Annotated in this window: 12 protein-coding genes; 7 read left to right on the plus strand and 5 right to left on the minus strand. The window is 72.8% G+C overall.

Translation table 11 applies throughout. The features are described from left to right. On the minus strand, positions 1 to 609 hold a 609-nt coding region (locus AB0I76_RS10405; protein ID WP_357032854.1), incomplete at its 3' end, for a DICT sensory domain-containing protein. Between the two features lie 131 nt (positions 610 to 740). Between AB0I76_RS10405 and AB0I76_RS10410 the strand changes: the two genes are divergently transcribed. Both AB0I76_RS10410 and AB0I76_RS10415 read left to right on the plus strand, forming a co-directional pair. After that, on the plus strand, positions 741 to 1,595 hold the full coding sequence (locus AB0I76_RS10410) for a hypothetical protein (protein WP_357032857.1): 855 nt from the start codon (positions 741 to 743) through the stop codon (positions 1,593 to 1,595). A gap of 328 nt (positions 1,596 to 1,923) precedes the next feature. Beyond that, positions 1,924 to 3,174 (plus strand): hypothetical protein, encoded by a 1,251-nt coding sequence (locus AB0I76_RS10415; protein WP_357032860.1) that lies wholly within the window; start codon positions 1,924 to 1,926, stop codon positions 3,172 to 3,174. A gap of 121 nt (positions 3,175 to 3,295) precedes the next feature. On the opposite strand, the gene AB0I76_RS10420 is transcribed toward AB0I76_RS10415, so the two are convergent. Then, a complete protein-coding gene (locus tag AB0I76_RS10420) occupies positions 3,296 to 3,643 on the minus strand; it encodes an Lsr2 family protein (protein ID WP_357032864.1) in 348 nt (115 codons plus the stop codon). A gap of 298 nt (positions 3,644 to 3,941) precedes the next feature. Between AB0I76_RS10420 and lon the strand changes: the two genes are divergently transcribed. After that, positions 3,942 to 6,257 carry an endopeptidase La gene (lon, locus tag AB0I76_RS10425; protein ID WP_357032867.1) on the plus strand — a complete coding sequence of 772 codons (2,316 nt, stop codon included), beginning with the start codon at positions 3,942 to 3,944 and terminating at the stop codon, positions 6,255 to 6,257. 92 nt (positions 6,258 to 6,349) lie between these two features. Here the strand turns inward: lon and AB0I76_RS10430 are convergent, their stop codons facing one another. Together AB0I76_RS10430 and AB0I76_RS10435 are read right to left on the minus strand one after the other, a co-directional pair. Beyond that, positions 6,350 to 8,149, minus strand: a complete 1,800-nt coding sequence (locus tag AB0I76_RS10430; RefSeq protein ID WP_357032870.1) for a DEAD/DEAH box helicase — start codon at positions 8,147 to 8,149, stop codon at positions 6,350 to 6,352. Between the two features lie 130 nt (positions 8,150 to 8,279). Further along, positions 8,280 to 9,146: a hypothetical protein gene (locus AB0I76_RS10435; RefSeq protein WP_357032873.1), complete on the minus strand. Its 867-nt coding sequence runs from the start codon at positions 9,144 to 9,146 to the stop codon at positions 8,280 to 8,282. 83 nt (positions 9,147 to 9,229) lie between these two features. Here AB0I76_RS10435 and AB0I76_RS10440 point away from each other — a divergent pair, with 83 nt between their 5' ends. From AB0I76_RS10440 to dusB, 4 genes are all read left to right on the plus strand, one after another. Next, positions 9,230 to 9,463 (plus strand): hypothetical protein, encoded by a 234-nt coding sequence (locus AB0I76_RS10440; RefSeq protein WP_357032887.1) that lies wholly within the window; start codon positions 9,230 to 9,232, stop codon positions 9,461 to 9,463. Further along, positions 9,349 to 9,777, plus strand: coding sequence for a hypothetical protein (locus AB0I76_RS10445; RefSeq protein ID WP_357032884.1), 429 nt, complete (start codon positions 9,349 to 9,351; stop codon positions 9,775 to 9,777). Before AB0I76_RS10440 ends, AB0I76_RS10445 begins: the two co-directional genes overlap by 115 nt. A 115-nt stretch (positions 9,778 to 9,892) precedes the next feature. Beyond that, a complete protein-coding gene (locus tag AB0I76_RS10450; protein WP_357032876.1) occupies positions 9,893 to 11,272 on the plus strand; it encodes a glycine--tRNA ligase in 1,380 nt (459 codons plus the stop codon). A gap of 62 nt (positions 11,273 to 11,334) precedes the next feature. Next, complete coding sequence (gene dusB, locus AB0I76_RS10455; protein ID WP_357032878.1) at positions 11,335 to 12,507, plus strand: tRNA dihydrouridine synthase DusB; 1,173 nt, start codon at positions 11,335 to 11,337, stop codon at positions 12,505 to 12,507. A 122-nt stretch (positions 12,508 to 12,629) separates the two neighbouring features. On the opposite strand, the gene AB0I76_RS10460 is transcribed toward dusB, so the two are convergent. Beyond that, on the minus strand, positions 12,630 to 14,108 hold a 1,479-nt coding region (locus tag AB0I76_RS10460; protein ID WP_357032881.1), incomplete at its 5' end, for a family 20 glycosylhydrolase.

Genomic DNA, 14,108 nt, shown 5'->3' on the forward strand with positions numbered 1-14,108 from the left:
GTGCCGCATCAGTAGACGAGCGCCTGCGCCCCGTCCGCCATGGCCTCCTCGACGAAGACCGCGGCGCAGCCGCAGCGCCTCGTGCAGGGCCGCGTCGCGCCGGAAGCTCCACCCGCCGTCGAACAGCCGGCCGGCCTCCAGCGTCGGCGCGTCCGGGTCCACCTCGGCCCGGTCGTACGCCACCAGCGCCGCGCCGAAGCGCGGGGTCAGCGCCACCACCGACCACTCCCGCGCCAGCTCCTCGTCCTCGGCCAGCACCACCCCGTACGCCTCGGCGGGCAACGACTCGGGGACGGCGTCGACCACCCCGACGACGGTGGCCGCGGCGATGCCGGCGATCCGCTCGTAGAGGGCCCGTTCCCGCTCGAAGTACGGCATCCGCTGGAACAGCGCGAGGACGATCAGCGGACCGTCCTCGGCGGTGGCCAGGGCCGCCTGCTCGATGGCGTGCGAGACGGTGACGAGGCCGCGCTTGGTCAACCGTTCCGGTACGCGTCCGGTGTGCAGCACCACGCGAGCGTAGCCGGGCACCGCCGTGGTGTCGCGGCGGAGCCGGCGCTCCCGGGTCGTCGCGTACTCGGCGTCACCGTGCGCTTCACGGCCGGCCACCCCCCCCGGTCGCTCAACCGGTCATCTCCCTCGTGGGGGCCGCACCGCCGAGGTGGCGACCATGATCGACGCCGTAGACTCGCCAGGTCGACGGGGCGGACCGTCGGGGGATCGGCGAACGGATCGGGTGGATGACGGGCAGCGGCGACGGGAACGGTTCCGGGCTGCGGACGCTCCCGCTCGGCGACGGGCTGCCCGCCCGGGCGGGGTTCGTGGTGCTCGGCGCGCACCGGCTCGGTGAGCTGGTGCAGCGGCGACCCGCGGGGATCACCGGCAACCAGTGGAGTTCCGCCATCCGCGAGGCGTACGACGTCGTGGTCTGCGCCGACGACGGCACCCCCCGTCTCGCCGTGGAGATCGGCCCGGAGACGCCCGCGGGGCGGCGCGCCGAGCGGATGAAGAACGCGGTGGCCGGGGCCGTGGGCCTGCCCGTGCTGCGGATCGGCTCGCCGACGTTGCGGGCCGCCGAGCACGGGCGAGCCGTCGTCACGTACGTGATCGACGCCCGCACGTACACCGACGGCGTCGCCGTGGTCGAGCCGGGGGAGGACCCGCCGGTCGGGTTCCGGGACATCCTCGGGCGGCTGCCGGACGGGCGTACCGGCGCGGTCAACGACCTCGGCGCGCTGGCCCGGGCGGCGGCGGTCGAGGCGTACGTCGAGGGACGGTTGGTCGACCCGATCCTGCGCGGCCTGCACGTGCACTGGACCGATGGCCCCGCCGAGGGCTGGAGCTGGCTCGAGGTGCGTCCCGGCGCCTGCCTCGTGGAGCGGGTCACCGTACGGGAGCACCGTTTCTCCACCGGCCTGGACACCGCCCGGTTCGCCGAGGACCTGGCCGCCCTCGCGATCGGGGAGCGGCTGCGAACGATGGACGCCGCCGCGCTGGTGCCCCGGGACGAGCTTCGGGCCGCGATCCGGGGCCTGGCGGCCCGGCGCGGCGAACTGGCGACCGGCTTCGCCTTCGATCACCTCTGCGCGGACTGACGCCCGCTCTTCCCGCCCGACGCGCCGGGCCGCGCGCCCGGCCCGCCGCCCGCCACCGCCGTCTCCAACACGACCGCTCCAGCAAAAGATCCGCAGATTTCTGCGCTCCTCGTTGAACCTTCACGCCGGCCGTCCCGTACTCCAGCGGGAATGGACAGGATCTCCTCGACCGCGCCACACCGGCGTGGAAGACGGTGCGGAAATGGCATCGTCGGTCATCGACGTGCCACCGGTTGTGTCCGGCGGGATTCCGCGGGGCCCGCCACACAATTCCGTCGGTCCGCCGAGGTCTGCAAGCAACTACCGGATCGAGAAGGAGAGCAATTCGATGCGCAGGTCCACACGGGCGCGCCGGTCATCCGGTAACGCGCGGAGCAAGCGGCTGCTGGCCGTGGTCGGCACGCTCGCCGTCTTCGGCGGAGTCATCGCCGTCACCCAGATCTCGTCGGCCGAGGACCGGCGGTCCAACCGGACCCGTGCGGCGTCCGCGGCCTGTGTGGAGCCCAGCCCGGGGGCGACCGCGCCGAGCGGGAGCAACACCACGCGCACGTGGCAGAACGGCAGGTGGGTACGCAACCACTGGGGTGACGGCCAGCAGACGGCCCAGGAGTGCCAGGAGACCCGGGCCGGTGGCGGTGCCGCGACCAACGGCGGTTCCGCCGTGGCCTGCCCGGACGTGGCGAGCAAGCTGCCGCAGGTCCCGAGCCGGGCCCGCGCGGAGGTCGACCGCAACCTCGCGCTGCTCCAGACCCAGATCGCCGAGGCCGACCGGCGGCTGGCCGCCGAGGGCAACCGGGGCGACGCCTTCATCCGGAACGCGATCCTCGACCCGCTGGCCAGCAAGCGCCGGGCCACGCTGGACCGAATCACCATCGCCATCGACCGCGTGGGGCCCCGGCCGCGCGGACTCGGGCAGCTCGCCGCGTGTCAGGTCGCCCCGACCGGAAACACCAACGAGGGCGAGAATGACAACGGCGGCAACGACAACGGTGGCAACGACAACGGTGGGAACAATGGTGCCCCCGGTGCCGGACTGGGCGTACTCGCGAACAACTGCGACAACACCCAGTTGCAGCCGCACGACGGTTTCCAGAACGGCAACCGGTGCGTGAGCACCGCGTTCGGTGAGGTCGGCGCCGCCGCCAACAACCCGTCGTTGCTGATCACCGATTTCCCGGAGCAGGTCGGCGCCAACCAGCCCTTCACGCTCCAGGTCTCCACCCGGAACCTGGTGCGCGACCGCTTCCTCGCCGCCGGTCAGGGCGGCTACTACGTGGAGAGCTCGCTGCTCAACGAGCAGGGCCTGGTGCGCGGCCACTTCCACAGCGCCTGCCGGATGCTGCAGAGCACCGACGAGGCCCCCGGTGACCCGGAGGCGGTGCCGGCCTTCTTCGTCGCCACCGAGGACGGCGGCGGCGGCGCCGACGCCGACCAGGTGACCATCCAGGTCCCCGGCCTGCCGGAGTCCGGCATCGCGCAGTGCGCGGTCTGGGCCGGCGACGGCTCGCACCGCATCCCCATGATGGAGCGGGCCAACCAGACCCCGGCCTTCGACGCGGTGCGCATCGAGGTCAACTGATCGAGAACACCTCCCGGGGCCGGTGCGGTACGGAATGGCGGGCTCCCGACGGCAAAACTGCGGGGCCGCGCTGATTTCCAGCGTGGCCCCGCAGGTCGGAAGCGTGCTCGCGGACGGACGGTCAGCGGTTCTTGTACGCCTCGACGACCTCGACCGGGATGCGACCGCGCTCGGAAATCTTGTAGCCGTTCTTCACGGCCCATTCCCGGATGGCCCGGTTCTGCTCCCGGTCCATTCCCGACGTCCCCGACGCGACCGGGCGACGTGGCGCGCGCGCACTGTCGACCGCCCCCCGCCCGATTCGCCGGCCAGCGCTGATGTACGGATCGAGCGCCTTGCGCAGCACGCCCGCGTTCTCGTCCGAGACGTCGATGGTGTACGCCACGCCGTCCAGGCTGAACTCGACGGTCCGGTCGGCCTTTCCGCCGTCCAGGTCGTCGGTCAGAACAGTGATTACTTTCCTAGCCATCGCCGATTACTCCCTGTGTGGGGCGGGGTGTGCTCAAAGTTTGACGTATCCCGCGCCGAAAAGGCAACAAAGCGCGTCGTGCTCATTTCGGCGGGTCGCGATATCCGGAAGAAATCGCGGCGCCGACCCGGAAAGGCGGAGGCGCTCCGGGCGCCGGCGGCCCCGGCGGTGCCGCTGCGCCGTACCCACCCGCCTCGTGCGTCGACCTGGGAGTGGTCTGGATCACAACAAGGAACAAGGGGGCACGCTTTGTTACTTGAGCTGGACACGCTCAACCTAATCCGATAGCAGGTGTTCGATGGCAACTCTTCCGGTCCTTCCCCTGACCGACGCCGTGCTGCTGCCCGGCATGGTCATCCCGGTGACCCTCGACCCGACCACCCAGGCCGCCGTCGACGCGGCCCGTTCGTCCGGCGACGGGAAGATCCTCGCCGTGCCCCGCATCGACGGCGACTACGGCCCGGTGGGCACCGTCGCCACGATCGAGAAGGTCGGCCGGCTGCCCGACGGTGAGCCGGCAGCGGTCGTCCGCGGCCTGTCCCGGGCCCGGATCGGCTCCGGCGTGCCCGGTCCCGGCGCGGCCCTGTGGGTCGAGGCGACCGAGATCAGCGAGTCCGCCCCCGCCGGCCGGGCCCGTGAACTGGCCCGCGAGTACCGCGCCCTGATGACCTCGGTCCTCCAGCAGCGTGGGGCCTGGCAGGTCATCGACGCGATCGAGCGGATGACCGACCTCTCCGAGCTGGCCGACTCCGCCGGCTACGTCTCCTGGCTCACCCTGGCCCAGAAGACCGAGCTGCTCACCGCGCCGGACGTCACCGCCCGCCTGGAACTGCTCGTCGGCTGGGTCAAGGCCCACCTCACCGAGCAGGAGATCGCCGAGCAGATCAACACCGACGTCCGCGAGGGGCTGGAGAAGTCCCAGCGGGAGTTCCTGCTCCGCCAGCAACTCGCCGCCATTCGCAAGGAACTCGGCGAGGACGAGCCCGAGGGCTCCGCCGACTACCGAGGTCGCGTCGAGTCCGCCGACCTGCCGGAGAAGGTCCGCGAGGCCGCCCTGCGCGAGGTCGGCAAGCTGGAGCGCGCCAGCGACGCCTCACCCGAGGCCGGCTGGATCCGTACCTGGCTGGACACCGTGCTGGAGATGCCGTGGGGCACGCGTACCGAGGACAACACCGACCTCGGCGCGGCCCGCGCGGTGCTCGACGCCGACCACGCCGGCCTGGCCGACGTGAAGGACCGCATCCTGGAGTACCTCGCGGTGCGCAACCGCCGGGCCGAGCGCAACCTCGGCGTGGTCGGCGGGCGCGGTTCCGGCGCGGTCCTCGCCCTCGCCGGCCCGCCCGGGGTCGGCAAGACCAGCCTCGGCGAATCGGTCGCCCGGGCCCTCGGCCGGAACTTCGTCCGGGTCTCCCTGGGCGGCGTCCGTGACGAGGCGGAGATCCGCGGCCACCGGCGCACCTACGTCGGCGCGCTGCCCGGCCGGATCGTCCGCGCCCTGCGCGAGGCCGGCTCGATGAACCCGGTCGTCCTCCTCGACGAGATCGACAAGCTGGCCGTGGGCTACGCCGGCGACCCGGCGGCGGCCCTGCTGGAGGTGCTGGACCCGGCGCAGAACCACACCTTCCGGGACCACTACCTCGAGGTCGACCTCGACCTGTCCGACGTGCTCTTCCTGGCCACCGCCAACGTGGTCGAGTCGATCCCCGGCCCGCTGCTGGACCGGATGGAACTGGTCACCCTGGACGGGTACACCGAGGACGAGAAGGTCGCCATCGCCCGCGACCACCTGCTGCCCCGGCAGCGGGAGCGGGCCGGCCTGACCGCGGACGAGGTGACGATCGCCGATGACGCGCTGGCGCGGATCGCGGGTGAGTACACCCGGGAGGCCGGCGTCCGGCAGCTCGAACGTGGCCTGGCCAAGATCCTGCGCAAGGTCGCCGTCGAGCTCGCCACCGATCCGGCGCCGGTCGCCGTCGACACCGGCAACCTGGCCCGCTACCTGGGCCGGCCGAAGTTCACCCCGGAGTCGGCCGAACGCACCGCCGTGCCCGGCGTGGCCACCGGCCTGGCGGTCACCGGCGCCGGCGGGGACGTGCTCTTCATCGAGGCGACCAGCATGGAGGGGGAGCCGGGGCTGACCCTCACCGGCCAGCTCGGCGACGTGATGAAGGAGTCCGCGCACATCGCCCTGTCGTACCTGCGCTCCAACGGGCGCCGGCTCGGGCTGGACCCGAACGCCCTCGCCGGCCGGCGGATCCACCTGCACGTGCCGGCGGGCGCGGTGCCCAAGGACGGCCCCAGCGCCGGCATCACCATGGTCACCGCCCTGGCGTCGCTGGTCACCGGGCGCCCGGTCCGCCCCGAGTTCGGGATGACCGGCGAGGTGACCCTCTCCGGCCGAGTGCTGCCCATCGGCGGGGTGAAGCAGAAGCTGCTCGCCGCCCATCGGGCGGGCCTGACCGAGGTGATCATCCCGAAGCGCAACGAGCCGGACCTGGACGACCTGCCCGCCGAGGTTCGCGAGGCGCTGACGGTGCACACCCTGGCCGACGTCGCCGACGTGCTCGCCCTGGCGCTCCGGCCGGCCGACGTCGAGTCACTCACCGCCGCCTGAGGTGAAAGGAAGGGCCCCCTGTTAACGCGTGGCGTCGTACAGGGGGCCCTTCCTCTACCGAAGTCGTTAAGAAGGGGCCCTTCCTCACACCTTCAGCGGCGCTCGCGGCGCTGCCAGCCGGCGGGGTCGCGGTCGCGGCGCTCGCGCCGGTCACCGCCGTCGAAGCGGCCCTCGCCGCCGCCGTCACCGTCACGATCCCGGCGTACGGTCGCCTTGCGGCCCTTGATGGTGCTGCCCCGCAGCCCCGAGATCACGTCGTCGGCGACGGCGTGCGGGACCTCCACCAGGGAGAAGCGGTCGGCGATCTCGATCGAGCCGATGTCCCGCCCGTTGATGCCCGTCTCGCCGGTGATCGCCCCGACCAGGTCCTGCGGGCGTACGCCGGCGCGCCGGCCCAGCCCGATGAACACCTGGGTGGTGCCGCCGGTGCGGGGTCGCCCGGGACGGCGCTCGCCGCGGCCCTCCGGCCGACCCTCCCTGGGGCCCCGGACGGACACCTGCGGGATCTCCTCCTCGTCGTCGGAGCCCGGCGAGGTCGCCTCGTGTGCCAGCCGCACCGCCGCCAGGGCCACCTCCACCAGGTCGAACTCGTCGGTCAGCGACTCGACGATCGCCCGGTACGGGTCCAGGTCGTCCTCCAGCAGGCTCTCCCGCAGCGCCGCCTGGGTCAGCTCCAACCGCCGGGTGCGCATGTCCGCCACGGTCGGGATCTTGTCGATGGTGATCCGCTGCCCGGTCACCCGCTCGATGGTCTTGAGCATCCGGTGCTCGCGGGGCTCGGCGAGCGTGATCGCCACGCCCTCGCGGCCGGCCCGGCCCACCCGGCCGATCCGGTGCACGTACGACTCCGGCGCCGACGGGACGTCGTAGTTGACCACGTGGGTGAGCTGCTCGACGTCCAGACCGCGGGCCGCCACGTCGGTGGCGACCAGCAGGTCGGCCGTGCCGCCCCGCAGCCGGCCCATCACCCGGTCCCGCTGCTCCTGGCTCATCCCGCCGTGCAGCGCCTCGGCCCGGTAACCCCGCCCGTTCATCGTCTCGGTGAGCCGGTCGACCTCCTCCCGGCTGCGGCAGAAGACGATCGCCGCGGTCGGTGACTCCACGTCCAGCACCCGGCCCAGCGCGGCCGGCTTGTGCCCCCGCGCGACGATGTACGCGCTCTGCCGCACCCGGGGCGCCTCGCCGGCCACCGGCTGCTCCCGGGCGATGAGAATGCGGACCGGGTCGGTCAGGTGCTTGCGGGCCAGCCCGTCGATGCGCGACGGCATCGTCGCCGAGAAGAGCACGGTCTGCCGCGCCTCGGGGGCGTGCTCCAGGATCGCCTCGATGTCCTCGGCGAAGCCCATGTCGAGCATCTCGTCGGCCTCGTCCAGCACGACCGTGGCCAGCCCGCTCAGGTTCAGCGTGCCCCGGGCGATGTGGTCCAACGCCCGGCCGGGCGTGGCCACCACCACGTCCACCCCGGCGTCCAGCGCCCGCAGCTGCCGGCCGATGGGCTGCCCGCCGTAGATCGGCAGCACCCGTGCGCCGAGGTCCTTGCCGTACCGGTGGAACGCCTCGGAGACCTGCACCGCCAGCTCCCGCGTCGGCACCAGCACCAGCGCCACCGGGTGCCCGGACGGCCGGTCGTCGGGCATCCGCTGCAGCAGCGGGAGCGCGAACGCGGCCGTCTTGCCCGTACCCGTCGCGGCCTGGCCCAGCAGGTCGCGCCCGGACAGCAGGAGCGGGATCGCCTCCCGCTGGATCGGCGTCGGCTCCTCGTATCCGAGTGCGGACAGCGCGGCCAGCAACTCGTCGCGCAGGCCGAGATCGGCGAAGACGGTGCCCTCGTCGAGGGTGCCCGACGCGGAAGGTTCGGTGGGTGGGTCGTGCCGTACGGGTGCGGAACTCATGCGACAAGCCTTTCATCACCGCCGTGCGCCCGCTCCGGCGACCGGCACATCACGCCGTCCGGGCATCCGCCGCCCGTGCCGGCGGGTGCCCGGACGTGCCGGGACAGCGGGATTGCCGCTGGTCCGGTCATCACGGCGTGGTGAGGAGGAACAGGATCATCGTGACGCCGAGAGCCGTGTCGAGGACGGCGCACCACTCGGCGTAGCCGCGCGGTACGACCTCGTCGCGCCGGTGGTGGACCGCGTCCCAGCCCGCGTGGGCGAGCCATCCGAGTGCCACCAGCCAGCGGCCGCTGTCCCCGCCGAGGGTCACCGCGGCCACCGCCAGCGCCGTCCATCCCAGCAGGCCGGTCATCTGCACGGCGAGGATCCGGCGGTCGCCGAGCCGGTGCCGCCACGCCCCGACGAGCGGGTAGCTGACGGCGAGGACGAGCAGGGTCCACCCGGGCAGGACGGTCGGGGTGAACCAGTTGTCGAAGCTCATCAGCAGGGCGAGCCCGGTCGGCCAGCGGTGCGCCAGCACCCGCACCAGCGGATGCGCGTCCGGTCCGGGTCGGCCGGGGTGGTGCGCGGTGTACTCGTCGGGGCGGCGGAGCACCGCCAGCAGCATCGCCGGCACCATCAGCAGGTGGCCGGCGGTCAGCAGGGCGCCGCCGTCGAGCAGCCCGGTGGCGTACGGGACGAGCAGCAGCAGCACCGGCGCGTACATGGCGGCGGTCATCTCGCCGATCGCCGGCCACGAGTGTCCGCGGTACCACATCCACCCGGCCATCCCGATGCTCATGTCGGTGGCCATCAGCAGGGCGGCGGGTCCCGGCGCGGCGGGGCCGAGCCCGAGCGACCCGGCCAGCGCACTGCGCGCCGGTCCGAGCAGCAGCATCCCCGCGACCATGGCCAGCACCATTTCCAGCAGGTGCCGCGTCAGGGACCAGCGCCGGGCGCGCTGTGCCGGCCGCTCGGGACGGGTGCGGATGGTGGGGGAAGTCAGCTCAGTCATGGGAGTCAGCCTCGGCGAGGGCGGCGGCCCGGAACCATCCCCGAGGTGTCACCGGTCGGCCGGGCGGAACGCACGGTCGATCCGTGCGCACCGGCGGGTCCCCGGGTGCGGGGGAGCGCTCTACCCTGGCGACCGTGATGGTGGACGCGGCGGTACCGGGACGTGGGCGGCCCCTGTCCCGCGCCCGGACCGCCACCCTGGTATCCCTCGCCTCCGGCATGGCCGCCACCCTGCTCCTGCCGGCGGCCGGACTCGCCCGGGAGCCGGAGGCGTGGCGGTTGGCCTCGGGAGCGCTGGGGCTGGCCGCGTTCGCATAACCGGCGTCCAGGCGGTCGAGGAGCAGGGCCGGCGCGCGTCCCAGGACTACTACCAGGCCCTGGTGGAGCGGAAGTACGGCGCCGCGTACCAGCAGCTCTGCGAGTCCGCGCAGCGGCGCGAGTCACGGCGGGACTTCGAGCGCCGCGTCGCCGACGAGCCGCAGGTGGCCGACTATCGCGTCGGCGAGGTGGACACCACGACGCTCACCGTGCCGGTCGACGTCACCTACACCGGCGGGGACCGAGACCGCCAGCAGGTCACCCTGGAGCAGGACCAGCAGACGGGTGCCATGGAGGTCTGCGCGATCAGCTGACCCCGCCGCCCGGTATTCTGCTGGGCCCGGGGCCCCGCTGGTCGTACCGTTGTCCCGAACTGTTCGTTCCATCCCACTGTGTCCCCGCCGGCCGCCAGCCGGCGTAGGAGGAAACATGCCAGCCGACCGTATCGACGCCGTCGTCAGCCTCGCCAAGCGCCGAGGCTTCGTCTTCCCCTCCAGCGAGATCTACGGAGGCACCCGGTCGGCGTGGGACTACGGTCCGCTCGGCGTGGAGCTCAAGGAGAACGTCCGCCGCCAGTGGTGGAAGACGATGGTCCAGCAGCGTGAGGACGTCGTCGGCCTCGACTCCGCGGTCATCCTCGCCCGCAAGGTGTGGGAGGCCTCCGGCCACATCGCCGAGTTCGTCGACCCGCTCACCGAGTGCCAGTCGTGCCACAAGCGGTTCCGGGCCGACCACCTCGAAGAGGCGTACGAGGCCAAGCACGGCAAGCCGCTCACCTCGTTGTCCGAGCTGAACTGCCCGAACTGCGGCAACAAGGGCACCTTCACCGAGCCGAAGATGTTCAACGGCCTGATGAAGACCTACCTCGGCCCGGTGGAGAGCGAGGAGGGCCTGCACTACCTGCGCCCGGAAACCGCCCAGGGCATCTTCGTGAACTACAACAACGTGGCGACCGCCGCGCGCAAGAAGCCGCCGTTCGGCATCGCGCAGACCGGCAAGTCGTTCCGCAACGAGATCACCCCGGGCAACTTCATCTTCCGCACCCGGGAGTTCGAGCAGATGGAGATGGAGTTCTTCGTCGAGCCGGGCACCGACGAGGAGTGGCACGAGTACTGGCTGCGGGAGCGCTGGAACTGGTACCTCGACCTCGGGCTCTCCGAGGAGAACATGCGCTTCTACGAGCACCCCAAGGAGAAGCTCTCCCACTACTCGAAGCGCACCGTCGACATCGAGTACCGCTTCCAGTTCGGCGGCTCCGAGTTCGCGGAGCTGGAGGGCATCGCCAACCGCACCGACTTCGACCTGTCCACGCACAGCAAGCACTCCGGCGTGGACCTGTCCTACTTCGACCAGACCAAGAACGAGCGCTGGACGCCGTACGTCATCGAGCCGGCCGCCGGCCTCACCCGCGCGGTGCTGGCCTTCCTGCTCGAGGCGTACGACGTGGACGAGGCGCCGACCACCAAGGGCAAGATGGAGGAGCGCACCGTCATGCGCTTCGACCCGCGGCTCGCCCCGGTCAAGGTGGCGGTGCTGCCGCTGTCCCGCAACGAGGCGCTCTCGCCGAAGGCGAAGGACCTCGCGGCGCAGCTGCGCAAGCGCTGGGTGGTGGAGTTCGACGACTCGCAGGCGATCGGCCGCCGCTACCGCCGGCAGGACGAGATCGGCACCCCGTTCTGTGTGACGGTCGACTTCGACACGTTGGACGACAACGCCGTGACCGTCCGGAACCGGGACACCATGGCCCAGGAGCGCGTCTCCCTGGACCAGGTGGAGCGCTACCTCATCGAGCGCCTCCCCGGCTGCTGAGCTGTACTTACGGGCTCCGGTGGGCGGCATGAGCGCCCGCCGGAGCCTCGTACACTTGGGCGGTGACTGCGACGACCGCTCCCGTGCTGCGCCCGTTGACCATCGGGCGGCACCTGGTGTCGCCGCCGGTCGTCCTGGCGCCGATGGCCGGGATCACCAACGTCGGGTTCCGCCAGCTCTGCCGTGAGCAGGGCGGCGGCATCTACGTGTGCGAGATGATCACCACGGTCGCGCTGGTCGAGCGGAACCCGAAGACGCTGCGCATGATCGCCTTCGGCGAGAACGAGCAGCCGCGCAGCCTCCAGCTCTACGGCACCGACCCGGAGGTCACCGCCGCCGCCGTGCGGATCGTGGTCGAGAAGAACCTCGCCGACCACATCGACCTCAACTTCGGCTGCCCGGTCCCGAAGGTGACCCGCAGGGGCGGCGGCTCGGCGCTGCCGTGGCGGCGGCGGCTCTTCGCCCGGCTGGTGAAGGCCGCGGTGGACGCCGCGTCACCCGCCGGGGTGCCGGTCACCGTCAAGATGCGCAAGGGCATCGACGACGACCACCTGACGTACGTCGAGGCGGGCCTCGCCGCCCAGGACGCCGGGGTGGCGGCGGTCGCCCTGCACGGTCGTACGGCCGCACAGCGCTACTCGGGCACCGCCGACTGGGACGCTATCGCCACGCTGAAGCAGGCGCTCGACGTGCCGGTGCTCGGCAACGGCGACATCTGGGAGGCCGACGACGCCCTGCGGATGGTGGCGCACACCGGCGTGGACGGGGTGGTGATCGGCCGGGGCTGCCTGGGCCGCCCGTGGCTGTTCGCGGACCTGGAGGCCGCGTTCGACGGGCGTCCCGAGCGGCGGCTGCCCAGCCTCGGCGAGGTCGCGGCGACCATGCGCCGGCACGCCGAACTGCTCGTCGACCAGTTCACCGCGGGCGCCCGGACCCCGGCCCGGGGCGAGCGGGACGGCTGCACCGACTTCCGCAAGCACGTCGCCTGGTACCTCAAGGGCTTCCCGGTCGGCAGCGAGCTGCGCCGGTCGCTCGCCATGATCGAGAGTCTCGCCCAGCTCGACGACCTGCTCGGCAAGCTCGACCCGACGGTCCCGTTCCCGGTGGAGACGCTGGGCCAGCCCCGCGGCCGGACCAACTCGCCCGGCAAGGTGCACCTGCCCGAGGGCTGGCTGGCCAGCCGCGACGACGACACGGTGCCCGAGGGCGCCGAACTGGACGACTCCGGCGGCTGACGCGGGTGCTCGGCGGCGCGGCGCGCGGTGGCGCGCGGCGGCGCGCACAACTTCGGGGAAAGTGCCCCATCGATCCGCGCCGAGGCGACAACTTCCCCGAAGTTGCTGTCGCCGGCCGGCCCTTACGCTCGGGTGTGGTCGGCGGTCGGTGTGCGGGGGGCGGGTATGGCGGCCGGCGTTGCCGGCCAGGGGATCTCGGGGGAGCGGTGGAAGACGGTCCCCGCCGCGTCCCACCGGGCGCCGTGTCCGGCCAGCCGCTCCCGGAACCCGGCCCAGTCGTGCGTGGCACGGGATGACCAGCCCAGCTCGGCGATGGCCGGCAGGCGGGGGAACAGCATGAACTCGATCTCCGCGCGGGAGGTCACCGACTCGGTCCAGAGCGGTGCCTCCACCCCGAGGACGGCGTCCGCCGGTACGCCGGCCAGGTGCGCGCCCGGGTCCCAGTCGTACGCCCGGTGCACGTCGACCAGGCCCGCCCAGTCGTGTCCGATCGGGGTGTCCGGGGCGTACTTCATGTCGAGGTAGGCGTGGTTGCCCGGGGAGAGGACGACCCGTGCGCCCCGGCGTACCGCGTCGGCGGTCACCGGGTCGTCGCCGGTCGTGCCCCACCACTGGAGCACCCGTCCCGGCGCGTGGGCGGCGGGGGCGATCTGGTGCCAGCCGACCAGGGTCTTCCCCAGGCCGGCCACGATCCGCTGGACCCGCTCGACGAAACCGGCGTACGCGGCGGCCGGCACCTTGAACGCCTCGTCGCCGCCGATGTGCAGGAACGGTCCGGGGGTGAGCGCGGCGATCTCACCGAGCACGTCCGCGACGAAGTCGTACGTCCGCTCGCTGGCCGGGTCGACGTAGCTGAAGCCGACCTCGGTGCCGGTGTACGGCGCGGGCGTGGCCCCGTCCGGCGCCAGTTCCCCGTACGCGGTCAGCGCCGCGTTGGTGTGCCCGGGCAGGTCGATCTCCGGCACCACGGTGACGTGCCGGGCGGCCGCGTACGCGACGATGCGGCGGTAGTCGTCCCGGGTGTAGTGCCCGCCGGGGCCGCCACCCACCTCGGTCGCCCCGCCGACGGTGGCCAGCCGGGGCCAGGAGTCGACGGCGATCCGCCAGCCCTGGTCGTCGGTGAGGTGCAGGTGCAGGTGGTTGAGCTTGTACCGGGCCAGGTGGTCGATCACCCGTAGGACGTCGGGGACGCCGAAGAAGTGCCGTGCGACGTCGAGCATCGCGCCCCGGTACGCGTACCGGGGCCGGTCGACGATCGTGCCGCCGGGAACCACCCACCGCTCGGTGACCGGGGTCGGGCTCTCGATCGCCGCCGGGAAGAGTTGACGGAGGGTCTGCACGCCGTGGAGGAGCCCGGCCGGGGCGACCGCGGTGATGCGCACCCCGGTGCGGGTGACGTCGAGCCGGTAGCCCTCGTCGCCGAGGGGGCCGGTGGGATCAATGACCGGCAGGCCGGAGCCGGTGGTGGGCGCGCCGGAGAGGGTGAGCACCAGGGGGCCGTCCGGCGCCACGTCGGCGGCCTCGGCGACCGGCAGCGGGTAGCCGGTCGCGGGACGCAGCAGCTCGGCGAGCTGGGCGGCCACCGCGCGGGCGCCCGGGTC

Origin of the sequence: Micromonospora sp. NPDC049799 (genome assembly GCF_040656655.1) — a bacterium.
GTDB lineage: Bacteria > Actinomycetota > Actinomycetes > Mycobacteriales > Micromonosporaceae > Micromonospora.

Bases quoted from the DNA above. Each gene is read 5' to 3' on its own strand.
- AB0I76_RS10410 (WP_357032857.1), top strand. From the start codon at position 741: ATGACGGGCAGCGGCGACGGGAACGGTTCCGGGCTGCGGACGCTCCCG.
- AB0I76_RS10415 (WP_357032860.1), top strand. From the start codon at position 1,924: ATGCGCAGGTCCACACGGGCGCGCCGGTCATCCGGTAACGCGCGGAGC.
- AB0I76_RS10420 (WP_357032864.1), bottom strand. From the start codon at position 3,643: ATGGCTAGGAAAGTAATCACTGTTCTGACCGACGACCTGGACGGCGGA.
- lon (WP_357032867.1), top strand. From the start codon at position 3,942: ATGGCAACTCTTCCGGTCCTTCCCCTGACCGACGCCGTGCTGCTGCCC.
- AB0I76_RS10430 (WP_357032870.1), bottom strand. From the start codon at position 8,149: ATGAGTTCCGCACCCGTACGGCACGACCCACCCACCGAACCTTCCGCG.
- AB0I76_RS10435 (WP_357032873.1), bottom strand. From the start codon at position 9,146: ATGACTGAGCTGACTTCCCCCACCATCCGCACCCGTCCCGAGCGGCCG.
- AB0I76_RS10450 (WP_357032876.1), top strand. From the start codon at position 9,893: ATGCCAGCCGACCGTATCGACGCCGTCGTCAGCCTCGCCAAGCGCCGA.